At 35.3% G+C, this 25689-nt stretch carries 31 protein-coding genes; 12 read left to right on the top strand and 19 right to left on the bottom strand.

Going from position 1 to position 25689, the window contains the following annotated elements; all coding sequences use genetic code 11:
• Window positions 1-130: 130 nt before the first annotated feature.
• From MKY81_RS15395 to MKY81_RS15385, 3 genes are all read right to left on the bottom strand, one after another.
• Window positions 131-544, bottom strand: coding sequence for a CoA-binding protein (locus tag MKY81_RS15395; protein WP_066229354.1), 414 nt, complete (start codon window positions 542-544; stop codon window positions 131-133).
• Between the two features lie 72 nt (window positions 545-616).
• Entirely contained in the window at window positions 617-1906 is a 1290-nt protein-coding gene (locus MKY81_RS15390) for a purine/pyrimidine permease (RefSeq protein ID WP_066229356.1), read from the bottom strand.
• 100 nt (window positions 1907-2006) lie between these two features.
• A complete protein-coding gene (locus MKY81_RS15385; RefSeq protein ID WP_108071596.1) occupies window positions 2007-3725 on the bottom strand; it encodes a glycosyl hydrolase family 18 protein in 1719 nt (572 codons plus the stop codon).
• 144 nt (window positions 3726-3869) lie between these two features.
• On the opposite strand from MKY81_RS15385, the gene plsY reads away from it, so the two are divergent.
• From plsY to MKY81_RS15370, 3 genes are all read left to right on the top strand, one after another.
• On the top strand, window positions 3870-4469 hold the full coding sequence (plsY, locus tag MKY81_RS15380) for a glycerol-3-phosphate 1-O-acyltransferase PlsY (protein ID WP_066229368.1): 600 nt from the start codon (window positions 3870-3872) through the stop codon (window positions 4467-4469).
• Between the two features lie 174 nt (window positions 4470-4643).
• Complete coding sequence (locus MKY81_RS15375; protein ID WP_341118257.1) at window positions 4644-5744, top strand: CapA family protein; 1101 nt, start codon at window positions 4644-4646, stop codon at window positions 5742-5744.
• Between the two features lie 85 nt (window positions 5745-5829).
• Window positions 5830-6123 (top strand): HesB/YadR/YfhF family protein, encoded by a 294-nt coding sequence (locus MKY81_RS15370; protein ID WP_066229375.1) that lies wholly within the window; start codon window positions 5830-5832, stop codon window positions 6121-6123.
• A 24-nt stretch (window positions 6124-6147) separates the two neighbouring features.
• Here MKY81_RS15370 and MKY81_RS15365 read toward each other — a convergent pair whose 3' ends face one another.
• From MKY81_RS15365 to MKY81_RS15330, 8 genes are all read right to left on the bottom strand, one after another.
• Window positions 6148-6468, bottom strand: coding sequence for a hypothetical protein (locus tag MKY81_RS15365; RefSeq protein WP_066229378.1), 321 nt, complete (start codon window positions 6466-6468; stop codon window positions 6148-6150).
• A 20-nt stretch (window positions 6469-6488) separates the two neighbouring features.
• Window positions 6489-6905: an acyl-CoA thioesterase gene (locus MKY81_RS15360; protein WP_066229381.1), complete on the bottom strand. Its 417-nt coding sequence runs from the start codon at window positions 6903-6905 to the stop codon at window positions 6489-6491.
• Window positions 6906-7007: 102 nt separating this feature from the next.
• Complete coding sequence (gene tlp, locus MKY81_RS15355; RefSeq protein WP_066229384.1) at window positions 7008-7241, bottom strand: small acid-soluble spore protein Tlp; 234 nt, start codon at window positions 7239-7241, stop codon at window positions 7008-7010.
• A 121-nt stretch (window positions 7242-7362) separates the two neighbouring features.
• Window positions 7363-7506, bottom strand: a complete 144-nt coding sequence (locus tag MKY81_RS15350; protein ID WP_066229388.1) for an acid-soluble spore protein N — start codon at window positions 7504-7506, stop codon at window positions 7363-7365.
• Window positions 7507-7570: 64 nt separating this feature from the next.
• On the bottom strand, window positions 7571-7705 hold the full coding sequence (locus tag MKY81_RS15345; RefSeq protein WP_084347521.1) for an FbpB family small basic protein: 135 nt from the start codon (window positions 7703-7705) through the stop codon (window positions 7571-7573).
• Between the two features lie 147 nt (window positions 7706-7852).
• Window positions 7853-8467, bottom strand: coding sequence for a TlpA family protein disulfide reductase (locus MKY81_RS15340; protein WP_066229391.1), 615 nt, complete (start codon window positions 8465-8467; stop codon window positions 7853-7855).
• Window positions 8468-8575: 108 nt separating this feature from the next.
• Entirely contained in the window at window positions 8576-11287 is a 2712-nt protein-coding gene (acnA, locus tag MKY81_RS15335; RefSeq protein ID WP_066229395.1) for an aconitate hydratase AcnA, read from the bottom strand.
• A gap of 277 nt (window positions 11288-11564) precedes the next feature.
• Window positions 11565-12374, bottom strand: a complete 810-nt coding sequence (locus MKY81_RS15330; protein ID WP_108071600.1) for a YitT family protein — start codon at window positions 12372-12374, stop codon at window positions 11565-11567.
• 160 nt (window positions 12375-12534) lie between these two features.
• On the opposite strand from MKY81_RS15330, the gene sspO reads away from it, so the two are divergent.
• A complete protein-coding gene (sspO, locus tag MKY81_RS15325; protein WP_066229400.1) occupies window positions 12535-12684 on the top strand; it encodes a small acid-soluble spore protein O in 150 nt (49 codons plus the stop codon).
• Between the two features lie 24 nt (window positions 12685-12708).
• Here sspO and MKY81_RS15320 read toward each other — a convergent pair whose 3' ends face one another.
• The gene (locus MKY81_RS15320; protein ID WP_066229402.1) at window positions 12709-12966 is read right to left on the bottom strand and encodes a hypothetical protein; all 258 of its coding nucleotides are present in this window, start codon (window positions 12964-12966) and stop codon (window positions 12709-12711) included.
• A gap of 114 nt (window positions 12967-13080) precedes the next feature.
• On the opposite strand from MKY81_RS15320, the gene MKY81_RS15315 reads away from it, so the two are divergent.
• The gene (locus MKY81_RS15315; RefSeq protein ID WP_066229405.1) at window positions 13081-13212 is read left to right on the top strand and encodes a small acid-soluble spore protein P; all 132 of its coding nucleotides are present in this window, start codon (window positions 13081-13083) and stop codon (window positions 13210-13212) included.
• Between the two features lie 127 nt (window positions 13213-13339).
• Window positions 13340-13588 (top strand): GlsB/YeaQ/YmgE family stress response membrane protein, encoded by a 249-nt coding sequence (locus tag MKY81_RS15310; RefSeq protein ID WP_066229408.1) that lies wholly within the window; start codon window positions 13340-13342, stop codon window positions 13586-13588.
• Window positions 13589-13640: 52 nt separating this feature from the next.
• On the opposite strand, the gene MKY81_RS15305 is transcribed toward MKY81_RS15310, so the two are convergent.
• Window positions 13641-14258, bottom strand: coding sequence for a lytic transglycosylase domain-containing protein (locus MKY81_RS15305; protein ID WP_066229410.1), 618 nt, complete (start codon window positions 14256-14258; stop codon window positions 13641-13643).
• Window positions 14259-14408: 150 nt separating this feature from the next.
• A complete protein-coding gene (locus MKY81_RS15300; protein ID WP_202299705.1) occupies window positions 14409-14702 on the bottom strand; it encodes a DUF1641 domain-containing protein in 294 nt (97 codons plus the stop codon).
• Between the two features lie 461 nt (window positions 14703-15163).
• Between MKY81_RS15300 and MKY81_RS15295 the strand changes: the two genes are divergently transcribed.
• From MKY81_RS15295 to MKY81_RS15280, 4 genes are all read left to right on the top strand, one after another.
• Window positions 15164-16417: a quaternary amine ABC transporter ATP-binding protein gene (locus tag MKY81_RS15295; RefSeq protein WP_341118249.1), complete on the top strand. Its 1254-nt coding sequence runs from the start codon at window positions 15164-15166 to the stop codon at window positions 16415-16417.
• Window positions 16418-17266 carry an ABC transporter permease gene (locus MKY81_RS15290; RefSeq protein WP_066229418.1) on the top strand — a complete coding sequence of 283 codons (849 nt, stop codon included), beginning with the start codon at window positions 16418-16420 and terminating at the stop codon, window positions 17264-17266.
• Window positions 17266-18150 carry a glycine betaine ABC transporter substrate-binding protein gene (locus MKY81_RS15285; RefSeq protein WP_066229421.1) on the top strand — a complete coding sequence of 295 codons (885 nt, stop codon included), beginning with the start codon at window positions 17266-17268 and terminating at the stop codon, window positions 18148-18150. The genes MKY81_RS15290 and MKY81_RS15285 overlap by 1 nt, the downstream gene beginning before the upstream one ends.
• Before the next feature lie 75 nt (window positions 18151-18225).
• On the top strand, window positions 18226-18501 hold the full coding sequence (locus MKY81_RS15280) for an alpha/beta-type small acid-soluble spore protein (protein ID WP_066229424.1): 276 nt from the start codon (window positions 18226-18228) through the stop codon (window positions 18499-18501).
• Window positions 18502-18547: 46 nt separating this feature from the next.
• Here MKY81_RS15280 and MKY81_RS15275 read toward each other — a convergent pair whose 3' ends face one another.
• From MKY81_RS15275 to hutU, 5 genes are read right to left on the bottom strand one after another with little or no spacing between them, the layout of a single operon-like run.
• The gene (locus tag MKY81_RS15275) at window positions 18548-19171 is read right to left on the bottom strand and encodes a hypothetical protein (RefSeq protein WP_066229428.1); all 624 of its coding nucleotides are present in this window, start codon (window positions 19169-19171) and stop codon (window positions 18548-18550) included.
• Between the two features lie 46 nt (window positions 19172-19217).
• Entirely contained in the window at window positions 19218-19403 is a 186-nt protein-coding gene (locus MKY81_RS15270; RefSeq protein ID WP_341118243.1) for a hypothetical protein, read from the bottom strand.
• 60 nt (window positions 19404-19463) lie between these two features.
• Window positions 19464-20465 carry an agmatinase family protein gene (locus MKY81_RS15265; RefSeq protein ID WP_108071605.1) on the bottom strand — a complete coding sequence of 334 codons (1002 nt, stop codon included), beginning with the start codon at window positions 20463-20465 and terminating at the stop codon, window positions 19464-19466.
• Window positions 20459-21736, bottom strand: a complete 1278-nt coding sequence (gene hutI, locus MKY81_RS15260) for an imidazolonepropionase (RefSeq protein WP_066229434.1) — start codon at window positions 21734-21736, stop codon at window positions 20459-20461. Before hutI ends, MKY81_RS15265 begins: the two co-directional genes overlap by 7 nt.
• Before the next feature lie 12 nt (window positions 21737-21748).
• Window positions 21749-23422, bottom strand: coding sequence for a urocanate hydratase (gene hutU, locus MKY81_RS15255; RefSeq protein WP_066229437.1), 1674 nt, complete (start codon window positions 23420-23422; stop codon window positions 21749-21751).
• A gap of 371 nt (window positions 23423-23793) precedes the next feature.
• Here hutU and MKY81_RS15250 point away from each other — a divergent pair, with 371 nt between their 5' ends.
• Window positions 23794-24114: a DUF485 domain-containing protein gene (locus MKY81_RS15250; protein WP_066229603.1), complete on the top strand. Its 321-nt coding sequence runs from the start codon at window positions 23794-23796 to the stop codon at window positions 24112-24114.
• Complete coding sequence (locus tag MKY81_RS15245) at window positions 24111-25640, top strand: solute symporter family protein (protein ID WP_066229440.1); 1530 nt, start codon at window positions 24111-24113, stop codon at window positions 25638-25640. Before MKY81_RS15250 ends, MKY81_RS15245 begins: the two co-directional genes overlap by 4 nt.
• The last annotated feature ends 49 nt before the right edge of the window (window positions 25641-25689 follow it).

Here is a 25689-nt window from a genome sequence, read left to right as displayed (position 1 = left end):
TAACAACTATTTTAGCGATAAATTAATATTTAGCAAACTTCTTTTAAAAATGCTTTATTAAACTATGCAAAGATAAAATAAAAAAACAAAGCAAGCGTTAAAACTACACGCTTGCTGCTAACAAAAAAGTCTATTTGGTTAGTGCATGCTCTACTTTAATACAACGATCCATTATTACTGTTTTGCCTTTTTCTTTTAATAATTGATAGGCTTCCTCATTTTCCACACCGAGCTGTGCCCAAAATACATCGGCATCAATTTCCAGAAACTCTTTAGCAAGTTCAGGTAAGTATTCGGACCGCCTAAAAATATCCACAATATCGATGTGCCCCTCAATTTCCTTTAGTGTAGATACTGCCTTAACCCCTAAAACCTCGTCCACAGTTGGATTTACTGGTATAATTTCATACCCGGCTTTTTGCATTGCTTCAGAAACCATATACGATGTACGTTCTGGATTATTACTTAAACCGACAACAGCAATTCGTTTTGCTTTTTTAAGGATTTTTCCAATTTCTTCGCGACTAGGATTTTCAATAGACATAAAAGGTCCTCCCATCTAATATTCACCTTTTTTTCTACACTTATCGTACTTCAATCTTTTAAGAACTGCAAATTAATGACTAGACACTTCCTTACGTTTCTTCCAAAGTAAATATTGCTCAGTTACAACGGCTGTAATAGTTCCTAGAATGAGACCGTTATTGATTAATGATGCAATAACTACCGGAAGACCCTCAGTTGCTCCCGCAGGAAGAAACATTACCCCTACCCCAATTAAAAAACCAATTCCTGCCGACGTATAAGTTATTTTTAGATCATTTGCTTTTTCGATTTCCGATAAAGCGATACCAACCATTTTTGTAAATATAACAAAAGTGACTGAATAACCTACAGGAGCTGGCAAAGCGGCCATAATGTTCATCAATGGGGGAAGAAGAGAAATCACCGTGACAAACAAACTTCCTAAAATGAATGGCTTTAAGGCTTTTATTCCTGTCTGGCTAACAAAACCAGCGGAACCAGAAATGGGTACTGATCCAATACTAGAGAAAATCCCGCCGGCAAATTGATTAATACCGGAAATGATGCCTGCTTGTTTAAAGCGATTCGCTTGTTTATGATCTTTTTTTAATACCTCTTCCATCACACGTATTGATGCAATCATATTTGTAACTAGTAAGATTGTAATAAAGAAAGAAGTAACAATTATCCCAGAATCTAATTTAGGAAATCCGAATGATAAAATATCCGGGAATGAAAACCAATGCCTGCTTTTTAGCACACTTGGAGATAATCCAAAAATGATAAATAAGATCCATCCGAAAATCATTCCGAGCATAATCGAAAATTGTTTAATCCACTGAATTTTAATTTGTCCTAAGTAAAAGGTTAGAATAATGATGATAAAACATAACAAAGCAGTAATAGGCTGAATAACATGGACACCATCGGTGAGACCGAGCATCCCTTTCATGAAAGAGCCGCTTAATTGTAGAATCAGCAAAAACAAATAGATGAATGTAACGGTTGGTGTGAATAATTTAGCCAACTTTTGAATTAAGCCGAATGCGGATAAGATAATAAAAAATACTCCACTAAGCATCAACCCACCCGACAATTCACGGAGTGTTTCAATATTGGAAGTATATAACGTTCCAACAAAACCGGCATAAATCGTGAAAACACCCCACCATAAACCTGCTGGACCTTCACTAATTGGCAAACGATGTCCAATGATGCCTTGCAATAAACCGGCAATTCCTAAAACAAAAATAGTTCTTTCAACAAAGGCTGATGTTTCAACTGGATTTAAATGGTATAAATCTGCTATTGCGATAGGAGCTGCAATTGCTCCTGCAATCATAAAAGCCATCCATTGGATGGCAGAAATAGTTGTTTTCACTTTAAGAACTCCTTGCTGTATGATCTTTTACCTTATTTATTATACATTGTGCCACGGTTTCATTAAACTATAGATGTTTGGAGAGGCGTAACAAAATCATTTATTTATTGCTCAATGCGGATAATGAGGATTGAAGTGCTAACCAAGCTGATTTGTCTGCAAAATATCGCGACCAGGAGGCAATTCCTGCTAGTTGATAATTTGCGGCTAATTTCGCCCGTTTATTCAAAGATAAATTGTCCTCTAGCCACATTTTATAAACAGCATTGGTTTTTGCGTCGGTATATTCAACATAGTTTTGTCCTGAATCGGCATCTTCAATTGCTGTTAATTTTCTTTCTTTCATCCATGCATTTGCTTGATCCATCGATAATGCTTTAGAAGAAACCGAAAGTTTTCCCTCTTTCATTTCTTCTTTCCATAAACGAGTAAAGAATGGGACACCAAGTATTAATTTTTCGTTCGGTACCTCATTTAACAGTTGTTTCAAATTCGATTCTACCCATGGAAGACTTGCTACACTTCCGGCTGTTTGCGCTCCCCCCCAATGTTCATCGTAAGCCATGACAATCATATAGTCGACAACCGAGGAAAGTTTTTCTCGTTCATAGAATTCAGACCAATTACCATCGGCGATAAATGTAATATCCATGGATACATATTTATGATCGTTATGGAGATAGACTGCCGCTTCCCGAACGAATTGTGTAATGAGTGGACCATCCTTAGGATCCACATTTTCAATATCGATATTTAAACCATCTAATTGATAGGTTTTCATATAACTTCGTAATTGATTAATAATTTTTGTTCGTGTTTCATAGTTGCTAAGTGCAACTTTCGTTAATTCGGGATCAAATGAGTTTGAAAAAAGTGCCCATACGTGATATCCGTTTTTTTTGGCCCACTTGACATAATCCTTTGAAGCTAAATTTGTTACATCACCATGATTATTCTTTAATTTAAACCAAGTTGGTGATACAACATTTACTCCAGGCATTTTTGGCAGTTTTGCCGGATCAGGATTTTTAGTATAAACTGCTTCCCATGTTAAATGGATAGGTACATTCATTTGCAGATTTGATTTTTTCTCCGGACGGGTTTTCGTCGCTAAACGAACTTGTTCATTTTTAACTACATATTTTTTCTTTATATAGCCGCCAATTCCTTCCTCTGTTCGTATAAGATAGAAATCCTTTTTTTGTTTTTCAATTCTTACGTTTTCTCCCTTATTTACGACTGCAACATATGGTGATTGCAAATCAGGGGTCGTACGAAGTTTTAAATAGGCTTCTTTCACCTTTTTATCGATAATCTTCCCCTTGTAATAGGTAGAATTATTTTTTTCAATCCAGACAATTTTACTATGCTTCGTCACTTTTGTTTGAATAGGATAAATTGATGTTAAAGTTTTCAAGTCTATAAATAACTGATTGTTCATATTTTTAATAATAGGTTGTTGCGCATGAACAGGTTTTTGATTAATAAAATAGGTCTTTTTATTAATAGGAATTTGGATCACTTTTTGGTTTGTCGTTATGATAACTGATTGCTTTTCAGTAAAAACGGAATCATCAATTCCACTATGGACCACTTTAATCGGGATATAAATGTTTTTCCCTTCTATCAACGCTTGATCTTGTATTTTTCCATTAAGCAAAATAGAATATTTTTTGTTCACATACGGTTCCTTCTCAGAAGATGCAAAAGGATAAAGATAGATTAGTAGACCAATGGTGCAAAGAATAAACAAAACTACTATTCCAAACATCACTTTTTTCATTCGATTGGTATTGGTTTTAACTTCTATTGTTTCCATATCATTTCCTCCCTATTTCATCCTACATGAGTACTTCATACAAGAAAAGGGGAAAATTGATAAATAATTATTTTTTTCTATCTATGCTGTACATGTGATACAATAAAAAAGCCTTAATGATATGTTTTTAAAGGGGTTATGTTAATGACGTATGCACTTATTATTATTTTAGCTTATTTACTTGGATCGATTCCTTCCGGATTAATTGTAGGGAAATTATTTTACGGAATTGATATTCGTCAACATGGGAGTGGGAACCTAGGTGCCACAAATTCATTTCGGACACTAGGAGTAAAAGCTGGTACCGTAGTAATAGTAGCTGATATTTTAAAAGGTACACTTGCTACATTATTACCTAAATTTTTCGGGGTTGATGAATCAATCCATCCGTTATTAATTGGATTAGTGGCAGTCATCGGTCATATGTTTCCTATTTTTGCGGGGTTTCGGGGAGGAAAAGCAGTAGCTACATCTGCTGGTGTATTACTTGCCTATGTACCATTACTATTTTTATTTCTTGTTGTCGTATTTATTATTAGTTTAAAAATATGTAAGTATGTATCCTTATCTTCGATGATTGCTGGTATTTTCGCAATTATTTATGCGCTAATCCGGACTTTTCTAACTGGTGATTGGCCATTATTAATTGTGGTGACTGCTTTAGCATCCTTTGTAATTTATCGACACCGAACTAATTTATCACGAATCAAAAATAAAACCGAACCAAAAGTTAAATGGCTATAGTAATTAAAGGACTCCATTATTTATAGAGTCCTTTAATTTTTTTTCAATACTTTTTAAATTATCTTAAAAAATAGTTTAATATGTTAAAATAGAAGAGATCACGAAATAAAGGCTGGTAAACAGATGACTAAAAAGCGAAATTTCCTTTTATTTTCGATAGTTACTATTTTAATAGTGTCAATTTTGGCGTTAAGCTGGATACAATATAACCAATGGAAACATTCATTTTCAAAACGAATACACTCTTCCCTTCCCCATGCTTCGAGAACATCAGGTATGGCTCCGAAGGATTTTCAATATAGTGCCGTTATCGGTGGAATTGGTGATATTCTTATACATGATTGGGTATATAAAGATGCCAAAACAGAAAAAGGGTATAATTTCAAGCCAATGTTTCAACCAGTAAAATCGATTCTTCAGAAACCTGACTTCTTAATTGCAAATCAAGAATCTATTCCTGGAGGAGAAACGCTTGGATTATCTACTTACCCTTCTTTTAACAGTCCGTATGAAATCGCCGATGCCATTATAGATGCGGGAGTGGATTTTGTATCAACGGCTAATAACCATGCATTAGATAAGGGCGAAGCAGGAATAAAGAATTCAATTTCATATTATGATAAAAAGAACTTACCATATGTAGGGACATTTAAAAATGAACAAGATCAAAATACCCTTCGGATACAAAATGTTAACGGAATAAAAATTGCGATACTTGCTTATACATACGGGACAAATGGAATTCCCGTACCGAAAGGGAAAGATTACTTAGTAAATATTATTAATAAGAAAAGAATCTTGGAGGAATTGTCTAGAGCCCGTAACAAAGCTGATTTAGTCATTCTCAATTTACATTGGGGTATAGAATATATGAGGATCCCAAATGAAGAACAAAAGGAACTAGCAAAAACCTTCACTGATGGAGGTGCTGATGTCATTCTAGGTCATCATCCTCACGTATTACAACCTATTGAAAAGCTACATACAAAAGATGGTCGGAATGCTGTTGTAATTTATTCTTTAGGGAATTTTATTTCTGGTCAAATGAGGGATTATAAAGATATAGGCGGGATGATTGATTTCAAAGTCTCTAAAAAGGTAACAAATAACGAAAACAAGGTTAAAATAAGTGATATTCATTTTACACCGACCTTTGTAGACAATAAAAACCATCATCATTATCGCGTGTATCCATTAAAGGAAGCCTATAAAAAAGGTCTAATCGATCATTCCTACAATGAAATTATGGAACATATGACAGAAAGCATGAAATAGTTGTAAGCATTTTGTTAGAATGATTCTTTTCAAAAAGCTTATAATGATAAATATTGATACTCTTTATGTGAGAGGGGACAACTTCATGGAAATACGTATAACAGATGAAGCAGTAAAATGGTTTCAGGATGAGATGTTTTTAAAAAATGGAGATAGTGTTCGATTTTTTGCAAAATATGGCGGCTCATCCCCCGTACAACAAGGATTTTCTTTAGGGATTTCAAAAGAGTCACCAAGTGATCCAGTCGTCACTACTGAACATAAAGGGATTCTTTTTTATATTGAAGAAAAGGATCTTTGGTATTTTGATCAGCATAATTTGCTTGTGGACTATGACAAAGAATTAGATGAACCTATTTATGAATACAAAAAAGGCTGAATCACAAAAAACATGCCATCCCAATCAATGGCATGTTTTTTGTGTAAGATTAAATTTTAAAATATCATCTGTCAATCCTTCAATATTTAATATTTCATATTGTTTATCGCCTAATAAATCAAAATGGGAATAGCCATCTTTCCGATGATGGATCCATTCCTCCTTTAATCCAAATTTAGCTCCCCAGTTTGCAAGTTTTTGTAAGTCTTTACATCCCACTTTCGTTACTGAGGTACTTTTCGGAAAACGCGGATCAAGCCAAAAATGAGTAATAAACGCGATTTTTCCTTCGTCTATTTCTCGTTTCCATTTTGAAAGTTCCTCTTTTGTGATTCCAAAAGCCAATAATTTTTCCCTCCCTATTATTATTTTTTTGCATTTTCATATGCACGATGCCAGTCTGGGAAAAACTTTCGAATGGACACTGGGCGAAACGACTCTTTTTTTACACATGCATGTTTTGATTTTGCTACGACAGATACTTCGCCTTTCTCCGTTAGCACTTCATAACCGTATGTAACACGTATGCCATCATATTCTTCAATCCACGTCTTTACAATAGCCGTTTCCCCGTAGCGAACAGGCATTTTATATGAAATCTCAATATCAATAACTGGGGATAAAATCCCTTCGTTTTCCATATCAGCATATTTAAATCCTAAATCTTCGATTAACTTTGTCCGCCCAAGCTCAAGCCAAACTAAATAATTGGCATGATATACAACTCCCATTTGATCTGTTTCCGCATATCTGACTTGAATTTCTGTTTCCGAAATAATCATTGTAATCCTTTTCACCTTTCCAATAAAATTCTATTTTTATCTTATCACTATTATAATTTTTGAACAAAAAATAAAGCCAGCATGTTGCTGGCTCTATTTTTCTTACTGGTAGTTATTATTTTGTGCTTGTGCTTCGTCTTTCACTTCACTGCGCATCGCCTCAATACTTTCACGACGGCGTTCATTCTTTGCTTCAATATTAGCCCGTTCTTCATTACTTGAAAGGCTTGCCGTTTCTTCAGCTTTTTCGATATTTTCAAGTGTGTTATCAATCATATTTTGCAATTTCTCTACATTATCACTACGATCATCCGGTTTTGGTTTATTCCATGCCATTTCTTCTTACCTCCTGAAATGAGTATAATGAACCACTTTTACAGCGGCACAATGTTAGTATGAGTTTTTTTAGAAAAAAAAGTATGGTGTTTATTTCTAAAAATAATTCGACTCTAAAGGGTTACTCTCCCTTAGTTTGCATTACCTGTGCATGCTGTCCAGACTTATCTTGCATTTGTTTACCTTTGTTGCCACCGAAGGATCGTGGCTGGGTTCCAATATGGTTTGGCACATAATATTTGCTTTTCTTATTTGGATTACTCATCATAACTCCCCCTTTAGTTATAAGATTTGCAAATAAAGGCGGATTATGAATGCTAAAAATCGGTTTATTTTGCTAATTTCATCGAATGCTTTTGCTCTAATTTTGTTTCGATTCTTTCTATTGCTTCTTGATCTTTTAGTAGTGCTTGTTTATTTTCTAATACTAAATCTGAAAAAGATTTTTTATTTGTTTTTCTCATTGAATATTCTACTCCTTATTATTGTAAATTTCTTTTTTTATAGTATGATCATAAAATTAAAAATTTATAATTGTTTTAGGCATTTATACAAAATAATTATCCATTTTTGCAAATTCTCAACAAAAAAATAAACACCATTATAGGTGTTTATTGGGGATTAAGCATTTTTTTCAATTGATCTTCATTTAATTCTCCAATTTGTTTGTTTATAATAATGCCTTTCTCATTCAGTAAAAACGTTGTGGGAATAGCGATAACTTGGTAATTTTCATTAACTTTTCCTCTTTCATCAATAAGGATAGGAAAAGTTAATCCAAGTCTATTGACATACTTTTTCACATTTGCCCTAGGATCAATATTAATAGCAATGATATTTAAATCGCTTTTATGTTTAATAGAAAATTTTTCCAACAATGGCATTTCTGTTTTACAAGGCGTGCACCATGTAGCAAAAAAATTGATAAGTGTTTTTTTGCCCTTTAGATCCGATAATTTCATCGTTTGTCCATCTAATGTATTTAATTGAAACATGGGAGCCTTTAATCCTATATTTAAACCTTCTTCAGGGTCCTGATCTGGTTCCTCAATTTGTGATGACATAATATCATTGTAGAGTTTGTCTAAAGCTTGATCGCTAGCAGCTGTCGGCAGTTTTTTTCCCTTTTGTACATTCTGATCTTCTTTATCTTTTTCAACTGCTTGTACAACCATAACACCGACTAAAATAAGAATAATGGCGAGTGGAATGATCTTTTTTAACATGTCATCCTCCTATAATATGAAATCGTTTATTATATTATATGTAGGTGACTAAATATTAGTATGAAAAAACACACTCTGTAAGTAACAGAGTGTGTTTTTAGTAAACAATTATGCTTGAAGTTTATCGCGAAGTACCATTTGAAGGATACCACCATGACGATAGTAATCAATTTCAACATCAGAGTCGAAACGTACTAATACTTCAAATTGTTTTTTGTTTCCTGCTTCGTCTGTAGCAGTAACAGTTAAAATATCGCGTGGTTTTACAGTTTCATCGATTTGCACATCAATTGTTTCTTTTCCAGTTAAGCCAAGAGTATCGGCATTTTCACCATTTTTGAATTGAAGTGGAAGAACACCCATCAATACAAGGTTAGAGCGGTGAATACGTTCGAAGCTTTCTGCGATAACTGTTTTAATACCAAGAAGATTTGTTCCTTTAGCTGCCCAGTCACGAGATGAACCCATACCGTAATCTTTACCTGCTAGAACAACAAGACCAGTTCCATCTTCTTTGTATTTCATACATGCGTCATACATGGAAGTAACTTCATTTGTTGGCCAGTAAGTAGAGTAGCCACCTTCTGTTCCAGGAGCAATTTGGTTACGAATACGGATATTTGCAAATGTACCGCGCATCATTACTTCATGGTTACCACGACGGGAACCGTAAGAGTTAAATTCACGAGGTTCAACACCTTTTTCACGCAAGTATTTACCTGCAGGTGTATCTTTACCGATTGCACCAGCTGGTGAAATATGGTCAGTTGTAACTGAATCACCAAATTTACCTACTACACGCATTCCAGTTAAAGGTTTTACTTCTTCTGGGTTTGGTGAAAGGTTTTCAAAGAATGGTGGGTTCGCAATATACGTTGACTCTTCATCCCAAGTGTACAATGGTTCATTGCTTGTTTTAATTTCGTTCCAGCGTTCATTATCAGCGAATACATTTTCATATTCTTTACGGAATAATTCAGGTGTAACGCTTTGTTTAACCGCTTCATTAACTTCTTCAGTTGTTGGCCAGATGTCTTTCATGAATACATCATTGCCATCTTTATCTTTTCCGATTGGATCGTTTACAAGGTCAATATTTACTGTTCCAGCTAACGCATATGCCACTACAAGTGGTGGTGATGCTAAATAGTTAGCTTTTACAAGTGGGTGAATACGGCCTTCAAAGTTACGGTTACCGGAAAGAACTGAAGTAACGAGTAGATCATTTTCAGCAATTGTTTTTTCAATTTCATCTTTAAGTGGTCCAGAGTTACCAATACAAGTTGTACAACCATATCCAACAAGGTTAAAACCAAGTTGATCGAGGTAACCTAATAAACCGGAATCTCTTAAATAACCAGTAACAACTTTAGAACCAGGTGCTAGAGAAGTTTTTACATATTTAGGAACTTCTAAGCCTTTTTCTACCGCTTTTTTCGCAACTAAGCCCGCTCCTAACATAACGTAAGGGTTAGAAGTATTTGTACAGCTTGTAATTGCAGCAATAGCAACGGCACCAGTTTTCATTGTTGATTGATCACCATTAGTAAATGTAACTACTGCTTCTTTATCGATTTCCGATTCTTTTAATCCAAATCCTTGATTTCCAACAGGTGCAGTTAATGCATCTTGAAATGCTTTTTGCATTTTAGATAATGGAATTAAGTCTTGTGGACGTTTTGGACCTGAAAGATTTGCTTCGATTTCAGATAGGTTGATTTCAACAACATCTGTATAGACTGGTTCTTCGTTTTCTGGAGTAAAGAACATATTGTTTTCTTGTAAATATTTCTCAACAAGTTTGATGTGTTCTTCTGGACGTCCAGTTAAACGTAAGTATGCCAAGCTTTCAGCATCCACTGGGAAGAAACCACAAGTAGCACCGTATTCAGGAGCCATGTTAGCAATTGTTGCACGGTCAGCAAGCGGTAATACTGCTACACCAGGACCGAAGAACTCAACAAATTTACCTACTACACCTTTTTGGCGAAGTACTTGTGTTACTTTTAAAGCTAGGTCAGTAGCAGTTGCTCCGTTTGGAAGTTCACCAGTTAGTTTTACACCGATTACTTCCGGAATTGGGAAGTATGAAGGTTGTCCAAGCATTCCTGCTTCCGCTTCAATACCACCAACACCCCAACCGAGTACACCGATACCATTAATCATTGTTGTATGAGAGTCAGTACCTACTAAAGTATCAGGGAATGCTTCAAAATCGCCTTCAGTTGTTTCAATTGCATGAACAACACTAGCTAAATACTCTAAGTTAACTTGGTGAACGATACCAGTTGCTGGTGGAACCGCACGATAATTATCGAACGCTTTAGTAGCCCAGCTTAGGAATTGATAACGCTCAGCGTTACGTTCAAATTCGAAATCCATATTTGCTTTTAACGCATCAGGAGTACCATATTTATCAACCTGTACTGAGTGGTCAATAACAAGGTCTACTGGAATTTCCGGATTAATTTTATCAGGATTTCCACCTAAATCAGCCATTGCTTTACGTAAAGACGCAAGATCAACTACTGCTGGAACACCAGTGAAATCTTGAAGAATAACACGAGAAGGTTTGAATGGTACTTCTGCATCTTTAACTTCTTCAGATCCCCATTTTGCTAAATTTTCAACATGTTCTTTTGTAATTACACGGCCATCCAGTTGGCGAATTACAGATTCTAATAATACTTTTACGGAATATGGTAAGCGTGAAACTTTCGCAATACCAGCTTCTTCAAGAGCCGCAAGACGATAATAATGATAACGTTTGCCTTCTAAGTCAAAAGAAGTACGTGCGTTAAAAACGTCATTTTTAGCCACCCGAGATTCCCCCTTTTTCAAAAATTGTCATAATCAATTAGCATTTTGACGAAAAGCTCGAATGTTGTTCCCTCACTTTTCACACATTAACATCTTAATACAAGAAATTACATAAGTAAATAAAAAGAATGTTATCGTCTTTCATAAGTAAATCTTATTGGACCTATTTGAATACTTTTATAGTTTTTCACTAAGTCCACATTAATATGATTCATTTGAAATTTTGGCAGATTATTTTGCTATTTGTTTGTATGAGTGCAATTTTTAATTTATATCATCAGTTACGATGAAAGGATCCCATAACCTCAGTTGTTTCAGTAATATTTACAAATGCATCCGGATCAGTATCTTTTATCAATGACTTAACATCCGTTAATTGGTATCGAGTGATGACTGTCATTAATATTTTTCGATTCTCTCCTGAATATGCTCCTTCCCCATCAATTAATGTGATTCCGCGATATACACTTGAAAGGAGCTTTTCTTTCATTTCTTTCCCTTTATTCGTAACAATCATTAAAGTTAATTTGATATGCTTTGTATGAATTGTATCTACTACTTTTCCAGTTGCATAAATAGCAACCATTGTATTTAAAGCAGCATCCCAGCTAAAAATAAATCCGGAGACTAACACGACAACGGCATTCATTGCTGACAATATTGCGCCTAATGGAAAATCCTTTTTTTGGTTTAATAACATAGCTAAAATGTCAAAACCACCAGAAGAACCTGAAACACGAAAAATCAGACCGATACCAACTCCTGTTAAAACCCCGCCAAATAAAGAAGATAAAATAGGTTCCGTAGATACCTGTCTAATTGGAACAACATATAATCCTATTGAAATAACAACTACGGAGAGAATGGTATAGAAAATAAAACGTTTGCCAAGTTTAAAAATCCCAAGAATGAGTAACGGAAGATTAAGTACAAAATTTAATATTCCGGTATTGATTGGTGTTATTAACCCTAACATTATGGCAATCCCACTTAGTCCACTGCTTAGTATTTCATGCGGAATGAGAAAAAAATTATAGGCCACACTCACGATTAATGACCCGATGATAATAGTAAGTATTCTATTCATAACCCAACCCCTTTTTAAACAAAGTTTCTATTACGTTGATTATAGTTGAGAAATAAAGAAATAAAGATAAAATAGTTTTTTCAGAAATTCCGGTCAATTGTTTCAACAAGAGTATTTTCATTAATGAATGCAAAGAATAATAGTGGAGGTGAAGTAGCCAATGGTAAAAAGAAAAGCAAATCACATTATTCCAGGTATGAATGCAGCAAAAGCTCAAGGAAAAGGAACGGGATACAATGAGGAAATGTCAAATGAACCGTTAACTGAAGAGCAAAAACAAAACAATAAGAAACGTAAGAAAAACCAATAAAAAAACTCGCTTTCGGCGAGTTTTTTATTCTAAATTTACCTCATTTACTATTTGCTCGATATCGGAAAGATATTTTTCTAATTGTTGACGTTGCGTTTCGCTAGCAACTTCCATTGCATTTTCAATTTGTTGATAGGTTTCGTTCACCTCTTGTTTTAAGTGCTTTAATTGTTGACCATAAGAGGCATCATCTTGGACCAAATTATTATATACATCGTCTAATTGCTTCATTCCTTGTTGTGCTGCTTGGAAAGCTTGCTGTTTATTTTTATGATATGGCATGATTTTTCTCCTTTTCAAAGATTATTGATACTTATATTGCTCTTACTTTTTATAATTTATACCGTATAAAGAGTAACGAATAGCACATTCTATGAAAAGGGAGGGATTTATTTTATGGCTAATAAAAACGATGCAAAAGCATTAAGAAAAAATTCTTCCGGACAACCGGAACCATTAAGTGGATCAAAGAAAGTAAAAAACCGCAATCACACAAGACAAAAACATAATCAGGGACATGATATGTAACCAAAGGCACTAGGTTTCCTAGTGCCTTTGATTTGTTCACTCAAAAAGTTTAAACATCTCCCTTAATGGTAATAGTATAGAACAAGTTAATAAATGAGAATAAACAATTGACAAGGAGGATAAAATGATGAGTTTTATTTTTTATTTAATTGTTGGTGGTATTATCGGATGGATAGCAGGATTAATTTTAGGTAAAGATATACCGGGTGGAATTATTGGAAATATTATTGCCGGTATAATCGGTGCTTGGCTTGGTGGGCTTCTACTAGGAGACTTCGGTCCGACGATTGCTGGTATTGCATTGATTCCGGCATTGATTGGTGCAGTTATCGTCGTTTTCATTGTAAGCTTAATTTTAAGAAGTATAAGGAAATGAATGTAAAATAGGGAGATAATTTCTCCCTATTTTACATTTTCGTTCATGATTGCTAATACGCTTTTTTATAAAGGGTAATATAGTGCATAACATCCTTTACATATTGTTCACTATGGTTGTATGAAAAAATCGCTTTTTTTAATTTTCCATTTGCTGCGCCATTTTGAGATAAATAATTTGCCGCACTAAAGATTGCATCTTCGTCATTCCATACGTCCGCTTTTCCATCACCATTAGCATCGACACCATATCCCCCATATTTTTTAATCATTTTTGGATCTTCCTTTTCGCTTTTCGAAAATTTTCCTTTTCCGTTTCCTTCACAGGATGGATGGCTCCAGCCAACAAACGTGCACGGCATAAATTGCATCGGACCTTCTGCACCAACGGGCGAAATCATTGGATTCATTGTTGAAAATCTTGTTTCGACTCTATGGTGTGCAGCAAGTACATACCAAGGGACTCCATATTTCTTTTCGGCCGCTTTATAAATAGGAATGAATTTTTCGGGAATTAAATAACCGTCAATCTCCAGCTTTTTTGGTTCTTTTATTTCATAATGCACAATACAATATAAGGATAGTACTATAATTGGAACAAGTAACAGTATGAATGGTGATTGCCTTTTCACCTTTCTTTTTTTATACTTTTTACCTTTCTTTTGTTTCATTAAGAGAAAATTTCCTTTCAAAAAATAAAATGACATAACTATCTACTATACCAATTATACATAAATATTATTTCCTAATAAAAGAATTGATAGATTATCTTTAGGATAAAACAAAAAACCTACATCTAAATGCAGGTAGATAAAAAATATTTATAAACTTTTTCCCATTCCTTTTAGAAATGCCAATAAAAAAGTTATTGCCCGATTAATGTCCGGGTCTTTCATTAGCTTCATCAATTGAAAAGTATTAAGTTCTTTTCCTGCGTTTAGTGATTCCATACTTGATTCAACACCTTTTTTTATTCCATTTGTAATCTTTCCAATTTCAGTTGAGTCATTATTGTCATTTTTAGTAAGAATAGCAGTGATCACAGGAAGAATATTTTTTTCTTTTAATACTTTAATGATTTCGACAAGATCATAAAGATCTTCTTTGTGATTCAAAAGTTCTTTATCAAAAAGTTCATGAGAATTCCCTCTTACCTTATTATTAATGACTGCTTTCCCCATCATTTCACCATGCTTTCATAAAATTAGTAATTTTATATCTTATGCCGGTGCCTATCACAAAATGTATCTTACTTAAAAATAAAAAGACCTAGGATTTTCCCTGGATTTTTTAGTCATCTCATTTTTAGGTACAAATTCAAAAATTTCTTTACTTTCAAATGTATGGCTAAGCGATTCAACCAATCGTAATAATCAATCCATTTGTTTGACTAAGTACAGAAGGTAATTTAATAGGAAACAGGAGGAAAGAGCAGGAATATTAAGAATTCTACTTATAAAGTTCATGCAATTATTTCTTTACGTACTTTACAAACTGAATATTAAGGAATTTCGCGTTTGTTTAGAGGATTGTTTATTCGTTACACTTAATAAGTGTTAAAAAAAAGGAGGACAACATGACTAGTGAAAACCCAAAAATAAAAATTGATGTGAAAAATGTTACAAAAGTTTTCGGTAAACATCCGAAAAAAGCTTTACATTTTTTATCAGAAGGAAAAACGAAACATGAAATTTTAAATGCGACTGGTGCAACCGTTGGTGTTAACCAAGCAAACTTCCAAGTTTTTGATGGTGAAATATTTGTCATTATGGGACTTTCCGGTAGTGGTAAATCAACCTTAGTTCGTTTATTAAATCGATTGATTGAACCAACTTCGGGAGAAATATTACTCGATAATGAAAATGTAACGCAAATGAATAAAGACCAATTACGTGCTATTCGTCGTAAAAAAATAAGTATGGTATTTCAAAAATTTGCTCTCCTCCCTCATCGTACAATTCTCCAAAATACTGAATATGGATTAGAGATTCAAGGAGTAGAAAAATCAAAAAGAGAAAAAACGGCAATGGAATCCCTTAAGCTGGTCGGATTAGAAGGCTATGAAAATCAATACCCCGATCAATTGAGTGGTGGAATGCAGCAGCGTGTAGGTCTTGCAAGAGCATTGGCGAATAATCCAGATATTTTATTAATGGATGAAGCGTTTAGTGCATTAGATCCGCTAATTAGAAAAGATATGCAAGATGAATTACTTGAACTGCATAATACTGTTGGAAAAACGATTGTATTTATTACACACGATTTAGATGAAGCCCTTCGAATCGGTGATCGTATTGCATTAATGAAGGATGGCTCTATTGTACAAATAGGAACACCCGAAGAAATTTTAATGAATCCTTCGAATGAATATGTCGAACGCTTCGTTGAAGATGTAGATTTTTCCAAAGTGTTAACAGCTGGACACATTATGAAACGTGCAGAAACCGTACAAGTTGAAAAAGGACCAAGAGTCGCCTTAACACTTATGAAAAATCTAGGAATCTCTTCGATCTATGTAGTTGATAAACAAAATCGACTACTAGGCGCTGTTACCGCTCAAATAGCTCGAGAAGCTGTTGAAATGGGTAAAACCTTGCACGAAGTTCTTCAACGTAATATTACCACTGTTCAGGAAGAAACTTTATTAATGGATATGTTCGAAATGGTTTCAACAGCACAGATACCTATTGCGGTAGTAGATGAAAAAGAACGAATGAAAGGGATTGTTATAAAAGGTGCCTTAATCGGTGCACTTGCTGGAAATGACACATACATTCATTCATCTGAAACATATGAAACAATTGATCCTTCTTTAAGGGAGGTGAATTAAATGAATAATTTGATTCCAAAAATCCCTTTAGCAAGCTGGATTGATCAGTTTGTAGATTGGTTAACTTCAAAATTTGGTGGTATTTTTGATGGTCTAGCAACCGGATTAGAAAATATTGTGAACGGAATTGTTACTGGACTTGGTTTCATCCCCCCTATCCTACTCGCAATTTTAATTAGTTTACTTGCCTGGTGGTTAACCAAAAAAAGCATTGCCTTATTTTCTTTAATCGGTTTTCTGCTTATAGATTATTTAGGCTATTGGAATGCAATGCTTGATACGCTAGCACTTGTTTTAACATCGGTAATTATCTCAGTAGTAGTTGGAATTCCAATTGGAATATGGGCTTCCCAAAAAGATACAGTTCGGAAAGTAGTTACTCCTATCCTTGACTTTATGCAAACTATGCCGGCATTCGTATATCTACTTCCAGCTATTTTCTTTTTTAATATTGGTGTCGTACCTGGGGTCGTTGCATCGGTGATTTTTGCAATGCCGCCAACTATTCGTTTAACAATATTAGGAATTAAACAGGTGCCTGAAGACATCATTGAAGCAACCGAAAGTTTTGGCTCCACTACCAGTCAAAAATTGTTAAAAGTGCAACTACCTCTTGCTACACCTACAATAATGGCGGGAATAAATCAAAGTATTATGCTTGCTCTATCTATGGTGGTTATCGCATCTATGGTCGGAGCACCGGGATTAGGTGAACAAGTTTATCGAGCTGTTACTCAATTAAAAACAGGCGTTGGTGTTGAGGCTGGATTGGCCATCGTTATCGTAGCAATTGTATTAGATAGAATTACACAAAATGTGGGCAAGAAGAATCAGAGGGGGAATTTGTAATGTGGAAGAAGATTATAGGAATTGGCGCTGTAGCCGCTTTAACAATTGGGCTAACGGCTTGCGGCAGTGATAAAGCAAACTCCGATAAGGATGGTTCTGTCGGTGATAGCGTTCATTATAAAATTACAGGTATAGATCCCGGAGCGGGAATTATGACAGCAACAGAAAATGCAATAAAGGATTACAAACTTGATGATTGGCAATTAGTGACTGGTTCAAGTGCAGCCATGACTGCCGCATTAAAAAAAGCATATGATAAAAAAGAACCAATCATCATTACAGGTTGGAATCCTCACTGGATGTTTGCAAAATATGATCTGAAATATCTTAAGGATCCGAAAGGTGTATATGGAGAAGCGGAAGAAATCCACACAATTGCACGAAAAGGATTAAAGGATGATCATCCAACAGCATATAAAGTACTAAGTCAATTTAAATGGTCTGAAGATGATATGGGTGCAGTTATGCTAGATATTCAAGAAGGAACAAAGCCTGAAGAAGCTGCAGAAAAATGGGTAAAAAATAACAATGAAAAAGTTGCGGAATGGACAAAAGGCGCTGAAAAAGTAAATGGTGAAAACATTAAACTCGCATATGTTGCGTGGGATAGTGAAATTGCCAGTACAAATGTGATAGGAAAAGTACTAGAAGATTTAGGCTATAAAGTCACGCTTACACAAGTAGAGGCTGGACCTATGTGGACTGCTATCGCTGACGGTAGTGCAGATGCATCACTTGCAGCATGGTTACCATTAACTCACAAAACATACGCGGAAAAATTCAAGGGAAAATATGAAGATATCGGAACAAGTATGACTGGTGTGAAAATTGGTTTAACCATTCCAAAATATATGGATATTGATTCGATTGAAGATTTAAAATAAAACAGCCTTGGGGCTGTTTTATTTTTTGTTGAATTTGTTTTTATGGGAATACTACTACGCAAAGGAGGGAAAATCATGTCCAGAAGAAGGAAATCGCTCGTTCCGGGGGCTAGAAGTGCGTTAGACGACTTTAAGGGAAAAGTCATGGCTGAAAAAGGTTACAAAGTAGATCCGACCAAACCAAATAATGTGAAATATGAAGTAGCTAAAGAACAAGGTGTGCCACTTAAAGAAGGTTATAACGGTCAGTTAACGTCAGAGCAGGCTGGAAAAGTCGGTGGACCAATTGGTGGCAACATGGTTAAAGAAATGATTCGAATGGCGCAAGAGCAGCTTAGCCAAAAAAAATAATGCCGGGTTAGCTCGGCATTATTTTTTTCACTATCGATCATTACCACTATGTACTTGGTAACGAAAGATAGTGAAAAAGCTGTGTTTTTGTAAAATGATCGCTAATTCCAGGTTGTTTCAAAAAATAGGACACAACCTCTTCAATACTTAACCCAATTTCAAATAAACCTTTTGAAATTGTTATTAAATATGTAGAGGGTGGTAAATTAAATGATTGGTCCTTGAATGCTTCGTTACTCGTAAAGGTAAACATCGGTGAACCATCTTTAAATCCTAGAAACATAATTCTCCCGTACCAACCGTCATTAATACGAGTGAATTTATTTGCAATCACTTCCAATAAGTCTATTGTTATTTGCTCCATATTATTTTCTTGGGCAACTACATCACAAAATTGAGAGTCTGTAATTAAATACATTCGTCCATAAGTGTTATACAGTCCATTTGGTTCGTGATCAATAAATGCCACCCCACCTTTTCCCCACTTACTTCGTTCTTTTGCAAAGTAAAGTTGATATGGAATTTCTATACTCTCTACTCTTCTTGGAGGAGATTGATCATTACATCCTTTTTCTTTTTTATTCGAACCTTCAGGCTTCTCCCCTTTTATATAACACATAAAACGTTCATATTTAATATTTGAACCATAGCTGACATACCAAACATTCATGATTCAATCACCTCTTGATTTTGCAATAAGATACTTTACAAGTATTCTATAAAGCGTAAAAAAACCCTTTTAGGTCCATGACATTGTGGATAAAAATTTTTTTAATTGAAATTGGAATAAAAAACATAAAGATACCAATTGCACTGAATACGACAAACTTGAGAATATTATTTCCATTTGTCAATGGTTTTGTGTGAAGCTGACTATCTAATTGTGGGTTTGGATTTGCCATCCCTATTTCCCCCTTTGTTTAAACTCAGGCTTCTCTCTATGAGAGAAGCCTTTAGAACTCTTACTTCTTTCTTTTATAAACGCCTGATAAAAATGAAAGAAACACATGTGTTCCCGCTTTGACAGTGGGCTGAACAGTACCATCACGTGTCGGATCAAGGCAAACGATGTCCATTGCCCCAACCTTTGGATGAAGCCCGGCTGCAAAGACTGCTTCAAATAATTCATCCGTTCTCATGCCACCAGGTGTTGAAGCCGGAACTCCAGGTGCATAGGCAATATCTAATACATCCATATCTACTGTTAAATATATTCGGTCAACTTTTTTTGCTAATACTTGAAGTGCTTCTTCTACGGTCTCCCGTATACCATTTCTTCTCGCTTTAGTTAAGGTAATATAATTCACACCATATTCTTTGGCATATTCTACTAATGACGGAGCGTTGAAAAATCCATGCAAACCAATGTTATAAACATTTTCCCCTTTGATTGTTCCACTCTCTATCAAATTTCGGATAGGTGTACCATTTGTCGGTCCGTGATCCTTTAAATCACGAAGATCAAAATGCGTATCCAATTGGAGTATCCCTATCTCTTCATTTGGATACGTTTCTTTCAAGCCTTTAACAAGCATGGCTGTGATCGAATGGTCCCCACCAATTGTTACTGGGAAAGAATGCGCGAGTTCCTTCGTCACACCATGAAAAGCATCTTTAATATATTGGTGGCTTAATAGAATGTCAGTATAATGCATTTGCACATCACCAATATCGATGACTTTTAAATCACGTAAATCCAATTCTTCATCTAAATTATAAGTGTTAAAACCTTTCCATGATCGCCTAAACCACTCAGGAAATTCAGATGCTCCTGAAGCACTAATAGATGACCGTGAAAGTGGAACACCCATTAATACGATATCCCAATCATTTTGTTTCTCATCTTTATCTAAATGATGAATAGATTGAATCCATTCATTGACTTTAACATCCTTACCAGGAGTTGTTTTCTTCCAGGAAAAAGATGGACTATCTATTGGTAACTGGTTGATAATTTTCAGCATAATTGACCACTCTCAACTACAATTTTTCCATTTTTGATAACCATATCCGTATGGTTCATTCCATAATGATACTGAAGCTGCATATAATTTGGCACATTCATCATAACGATATCAGCTTTTTTACCAACTTCAATGCTGCCTATTTCTTTACTGCGATTAATCGCATGTGCCGCATTTATAGTACAAGCTGTGATTGCTTCGGCCGGTGTCATACCCATTTTCATACATGCTAGATTCATAATAAATGGAAGTGAGGTTGTCGGTGATGAGCCAGGATTACAATCCGTAGAAAGTGCAACTGGTACTCCTTCATCTATCATCTTTCTTCCTCTTGCTGATTCCGCCATTAAAAAGAATGCTGTCCCAGGTAAAAGTACCCCAATTACCTCTTTTTCAGCCATCTTTTTTATTCCATTATCTGACGCTCTTAATAAATGCTCGGCAGAAATGGCCCCAACTTCAGCTGCTAACTCAGCTCCCTCATATGGTTCAATTTCGTCTGCATGTATTTTAGGAATAAGACCATATGTTTTACCCGCTTCAAGAATTTTGCGACTTTGTTCAGGTGTAAAAACTCCTCTTTCACAAAAGACATCATTAAATTCAGCTAAATTTTCTTTTGCCACTTGAGGAAGCATTTCTTCGATTACGATTCTTACAAATTCATCTGGATTTTCTTTATAATTTGCAGGTACAGCATGGGCACCCATAAATGTCCGGACAACATCAATTACATGTTCTTCATTTAGTTGCTTTGCTACTTCTAGTTGTTTTTTTTCCGTATCCCAATCTAAACCATAGCCACTTTTTGCTTCAACGGTCGTTACTCCATGTTTTAAAAATGAATCTAGTCTTGCTTTGCTTTCTGAAAGCAGTTCTTCATAGGAAGCTGCACGCGTCCTTGTCGTCGTAGCGTGAATTCCACCGCCATTATTCATGATTTCCATATAGGTCGCACCATTTAATCGCATATTAAACTCATTTTCACGACTTCCTGCATAGACAAGATGTGTATGGGGATCAATCAAACCTGGTAATACGATTTTTCCAGTCGCATTTACAATAATTGATTCATTCAAACGATCGCTATATTTGCTTTGTATTTCTTCAGTTGTTCCAACAGCGATAATCTGTCCATTCTCTATCCAAAGTCCGCCATCTTTGACAATACGAAGATTATTCATCTCTTCTCTTTTAAATGGTTTATCCGATCCACCAGCTACTGTAATTAATTCATTTGCATGTTTAATAAAAATTGGTTTATCTGACAATTTAGTCCCTCCTTATTTCTTCGTTGATTCAAGCATTGGGATGTGGATCCCTTTTTCCTTCGCTGTTTTAATAGCTAAATCATAACCTGCATCAACATGACGAACAACACCCATTCCAGGATCAGTCGTTAATACGCGTTCTAGTCGCTTCTCTGCTTCTTTCGTTCCATCCGCAACGATGACCATACCCGCATGTAAGGAGTAGCCCATTCCAACACCACCGCCATGATGAACCGATACCCAGCTTGCTCCACCTACCGCATTAATCATTGCGTTTAATATTGGCCAATCTGCTACTGCATCACTACCGTCCTTCATGCCTTCTGTTTCACGATTTGGTGAAGCAACAGAACCTGAATCTAAATGATCACGCCCAATAACAATTGGGGCCTTTAACTCACCACTTGCTACCATGTCATTAATAATTTTTCCAAATTTCGCACGTTCTCCATAGCCAAGCCAGCAAATACGTGACGGCAGTCCTTGAAATTGAATTTTTTCTCTAGCCATTTTAATCCAGTTGCACAAATGCTTATTGTCACTAAATTCGCGTAAAATGACTTCATCTGTTTTATAAATATCCTCAGGATCACCTGATAATGCTACCCAACGGAATGGGCCTTTTCCTTCACAAAACTGTGGGCGAATATATGCTGGTACGAATCCCGGAAAATTAAAGGCGTTCTCAACACCTTCATCCTTTGCTACTTGACGAATATTGTTACCGTAATCAAAAGTGATGGCTCCTTTTTCTTGCATGATAAGCATTGATTTCACATGTTCCGCCATACTTGCTTTAGATTTTTTTACATATTCCTCGGGATGTTCATTTCGAAGTTGCGCTGCTTCCTCTAAACTATACCCAATCGGGATATATCCATTTAATGGATCATGTGCCGATGTTTGATCGGTTAGAACATCCGGAATAAATCCAAGTGCAATCATTTGTGGCAAAATTTCGGCTGCATTACCTAATAAACCAATGGATAATGCTTTACCTTCTGCCTTTGCTTCTTTTGCTAATTGAATAGCTTCTTCTAAAGATTTCGTCTTCACATCTAAGTAGCGAGTTTCAATTCGGCGGTCAATTCTTGTTTCATCAACTTCAATCGCAATACAAACCCCTTCTGCCATTGTAACAGCTAACGGTTGTGCACCACCCATTCCTCCAAGTCCTGCTGTTACTGTTATTGTTTGCTTTAGTGATTCACCAAAATGCTGCTTAGCTAATTCAGCAAACGTCTCATATGTTCCTTGAACAATCCCTTGGCTACCAATATAAATCCAGCTTCCTGCCGTCATTTGACCATACATCATTAAACCTTTTTTATCTAACTCATGAAACGTATCCCAGTTTGCCCAAGCAGGTACTAGATTGGAGTTTGCAATTAGAACTCGTGGCGCATCTGTATGGGTTTTGAATACAGCAACAGGTTTCCCGGATTGTACAAGTAATGTTTCATCAGATTCTAATTCATGTAATGTTTTTACGATGGCATCATAGCAGTCCCAGTTCCGTGCAGCTTTACCAATTCCCCCGTAAACGACAAGATCTTCAGGTCTTTCCGCTACATCTTTATCTAAATTGTTCATTAACATTCTTAAAGCTGCTTCCTGGACCCAGCCTTTAGCATGTAATTCAGAACCTTTGTATTGATGGATTTCCCTCTTTGTATCCGTTTTCATTTAAATTCCTCCTCATACATTGTTATATCTATATTATAAAGACAAAAAATTCAGTAAAGAGATAAAATAATATTCGTTCTTTTATACTTATTTTGTATTGGTTTGGAAATTTTTAAAATATTTGTTTTAATCTTTATATTTTTATGCTATTTTTATAATTTTATATTCTTTGTTTAGCTGTTTTCCAAGTAAATAATCATTTTTGTAAAATATTTATTTCATGTTTATTTACAAACTTAAATCGTGAATGCTATAGCTTTTAATAGATTCAGAATTATCTTAATATTATGTTGACAAGTTTGTTTTATTTACTTTACGATTATATTGTGGGAGAAATTACAAATAAAGGAGTGTCGACATTGGGGAAAAACATGCAAAAACGAATTGATTATGAAAAGATTACAGAAAGCAATGGATTTAAAAATTTAATAACCTCAAAGAAAAAATTCATCGTGCCATTAACCATTTTCTTCTTAGTATTTTATTTTGCTTTACCTGTACTAACATCCTACTCAACAGTCCTCAATAATAATGCATTCGGAGATATTTCTTGGGCATGGGTTTTTGCTTTTGCACAATTTATCATGACTTGGGTTCTTTGTATCGTTTACGTAAAAAAAGCATCATTTTTTGATAAGCTAGCAAACGAAATTATTGAAGAAAACTTTGAAAAAGGAGAAAAAGGTGCATGAGTCCTACTGTTATTATTCTATTTTTAATTATTGTTGGAGTGACGCTAGTAATTACCTATTATGCTGCCAAACGAACAAAAACAACAAGTGAATTTTATACTGCCGGTGGTGGGTTAACCGGCTGGCAAAATGGATTGGCAATAGCCGGTGATTATCTATCTGCAGCATCATTTCTCGGGATTGCTGGAATGATCGCTTTAAGCGGTTTCGATGGATTTTTTTATAGTATAGGGTTTTTAATCGCATATTTAGTCGTTATGTTTATCGTAGCTGAACCACTTAGAAATTTGGGTAAGTATACTTTAGCTGATATGATTAATTCCCGATTTGATGCAAAAAAAGTACGTGGCGTTGCAGCGTTAAATACAATTACCATTGTTATTTTCTATATGATCGCGCAATTAGTTGGTGCGGGTGCGCTTATTCAATTATTATTTGGAATCGATTATTGGATTGCTGTTTTAATAGTTGGAATTATGATGACGGTTTATGTCCTTTTCGGAGGTATGACCGCTACAAGTTGGGTTCAAATTATTAAAGCTGTATTGTTAATGATTGGTACGATTATCATTTCTTTTATCGTTTTGGCGAAATTCCATTTCAATATTTTTGATATGTTTAGTGAAATGAAAACGGCCACACCACTCGGAGCAGACTACTTAAAACCGGGCGTAAAATATAAAGTACCATTAGATACGATTTCCTTAATGCTTGCACTCGTTCTTGGTACTGCGGGTTTACCACATATTTTAATGCGATTTTTTACTGTAAAGGATGCGAAAACAGCAAGAAGTTCTGTTGTTACCGCTACATGGATCATCGGTATTTTTTATGTATTAACCATTTTCCTTGGTTTTGGTGCAGCATACTTTGTTGGATTTGATACGATCAAAGAAGCAAATGCAGCTGGAAATATGGCGGCACCATTACTTGCAGGTGAACTTGGCGGCGATTTTCTAATGTCCTTCGTATCTGCCGTTGCTTTTGCAACGATTTTAGCAGTTGTGGCGGGGTTAGTTTTATCAGGAGCTTCCGCATTTGCACATGATATCTATGCACAGATCATAAAAAAAGGAAAAGTGACAGAGAAAAAGCAAATGCTCGCTGCTAAATACGCTTCCATCGGAGTCGCTGTTTTATCCATTTTATTAGCATTGTTCGCTCAAAAAATGAATGTAGCATTTCTTGTTTCTCTAGCATTTTGTGTCGCAGCGAGCGCTAACCTTCCAGTAATCATCTTTACGATTTATTGGAAAAAATTTAATACGGCAGGTGCTATTACTGGAATGCTTTCCGGTTTATTGTCATCATTAATCCTTGTTATTGTTAGTCCAAATGTATTCTCCCCCATTGAAGGTGCGGCGATTTTTGTCGGGGAGCCACTAATATCTTTAACGAATCCCGCCATCATTTCGGTTCCATTAGGGTTTATCGGAGCGTATGTTGGTACGGTTGTTTCGAAAAAGCAAGATGTAAAACGTTTTGCGGAAGTAATTGTAAAAGCTAACACAGGATATAAAGAATAATGTCAAAAAGAGCGAGTTCTTTAAAATGAACTCGCTCTTACTTTATCTC

It is taken from the genome of Heyndrickxia sp. FSL W8-0423 (assembly GCF_038009395.1).
Lineage (GTDB): Bacteria > Bacillota > Bacilli > Bacillales > Bacillaceae_C > Heyndrickxia > Heyndrickxia sporothermodurans.
The sequence above is the reverse complement of the archived record's forward strand: the minus strand, read 5'-3'. Positions and strand labels throughout refer to the sequence as shown.

Excerpts from the sequence above, each read along its gene's own strand:
- plsY (WP_066229368.1), top strand. The coding sequence starts at position 3,870 with ATGACGTATGCACTTATTATTATTTTAGCTTATTTACTTGGATCGATT.
- MKY81_RS15370 (WP_066229375.1), top strand. The coding sequence starts at position 5,830 with ATGGAAATACGTATAACAGATGAAGCAGTAAAATGGTTTCAGGATGAG.
- tlp (WP_066229384.1), bottom strand. The coding sequence starts at position 7,241 with ATGGCATGGAATAAACCAAAACCGGATGATCGTAGTGATAATGTAGAG.
- MKY81_RS15285 (WP_066229421.1), top strand. The coding sequence starts at position 17,266 with ATGTGGAAGAAGATTATAGGAATTGGCGCTGTAGCCGCTTTAACAATT.
- hutU (WP_066229437.1), bottom strand. The coding sequence starts at position 23,422 with ATGAAAACGGATACAAAGAGGGAAATCCATCAATACAAAGGTTCTGAA.
- MKY81_RS15280 (WP_066229424.1), top strand. The coding sequence starts at position 18,226 with ATGTCCAGAAGAAGGAAATCGCTCGTTCCGGGGGCTAGAAGTGCGTTA.
- MKY81_RS15250 (WP_066229603.1), top strand. The coding sequence starts at position 23,794 with ATGCAAAAACGAATTGATTATGAAAAGATTACAGAAAGCAATGGATTT.
- sspO (WP_066229400.1), top strand. The coding sequence starts at position 12,535 with ATGGTAAAAAGAAAAGCAAATCACATTATTCCAGGTATGAATGCAGCA.
- MKY81_RS15290 (WP_066229418.1), top strand. The coding sequence starts at position 16,418 with ATGAATAATTTGATTCCAAAAATCCCTTTAGCAAGCTGGATTGATCAG.
- MKY81_RS15310 (WP_066229408.1), top strand. The coding sequence starts at position 13,340 with ATGAGTTTTATTTTTTATTTAATTGTTGGTGGTATTATCGGATGGATA.
- MKY81_RS15245 (WP_066229440.1), top strand. The coding sequence starts at position 24,111 with ATGAGTCCTACTGTTATTATTCTATTTTTAATTATTGTTGGAGTGACG.
- MKY81_RS15270 (WP_341118243.1), bottom strand. The coding sequence starts at position 19,403 with ATGGCAAATCCAAACCCACAATTAGATAGTCAGCTTCACACAAAACCA.
- MKY81_RS15330 (WP_108071600.1), bottom strand. The coding sequence starts at position 12,374 with ATGAATAGAATACTTACTATTATCATCGGGTCATTAATCGTGAGTGTG.
- MKY81_RS15340 (WP_066229391.1), bottom strand. The coding sequence starts at position 8,467 with ATGTTAAAAAAGATCATTCCACTCGCCATTATTCTTATTTTAGTCGGT.
- MKY81_RS15395 (WP_066229354.1), bottom strand. The coding sequence starts at position 544 with ATGTCTATTGAAAATCCTAGTCGCGAAGAAATTGGAAAAATCCTTAAA.
- MKY81_RS15360 (WP_066229381.1), bottom strand. The coding sequence starts at position 6,905 with ATGATTATTTCGGAAACAGAAATTCAAGTCAGATATGCGGAAACAGAT.
- MKY81_RS15345 (WP_084347521.1), bottom strand. The coding sequence starts at position 7,705 with ATGAGAAAAACAAATAAAAAATCTTTTTCAGATTTAGTATTAGAAAAT.
- MKY81_RS15350 (WP_066229388.1), bottom strand. The coding sequence starts at position 7,506 with ATGAGTAATCCAAATAAGAAAAGCAAATATTATGTGCCAAACCATATT.
- MKY81_RS15295 (WP_341118249.1), top strand. The coding sequence starts at position 15,164 with ATGACTAGTGAAAACCCAAAAATAAAAATTGATGTGAAAAATGTTACA.
- MKY81_RS15385 (WP_108071596.1), bottom strand. The coding sequence starts at position 3,725 with ATGGAAACAATAGAAGTTAAAACCAATACCAATCGAATGAAAAAAGTG.
- MKY81_RS15320 (WP_066229402.1), bottom strand. The coding sequence starts at position 12,966 with ATGCCATATCATAAAAATAAACAGCAAGCTTTCCAAGCAGCACAACAA.
- MKY81_RS15305 (WP_066229410.1), bottom strand. The coding sequence starts at position 14,258 with ATGAAACAAAAGAAAGGTAAAAAGTATAAAAAAAGAAAGGTGAAAAGG.
- MKY81_RS15275 (WP_066229428.1), bottom strand. The coding sequence starts at position 19,171 with ATGAATGTTTGGTATGTCAGCTATGGTTCAAATATTAAATATGAACGT.
- MKY81_RS15265 (WP_108071605.1), bottom strand. The coding sequence starts at position 20,465 with ATGCTGAAAATTATCAACCAGTTACCAATAGATAGTCCATCTTTTTCC.
- MKY81_RS15315 (WP_066229405.1), top strand. The coding sequence starts at position 13,081 with ATGGCTAATAAAAACGATGCAAAAGCATTAAGAAAAAATTCTTCCGGA.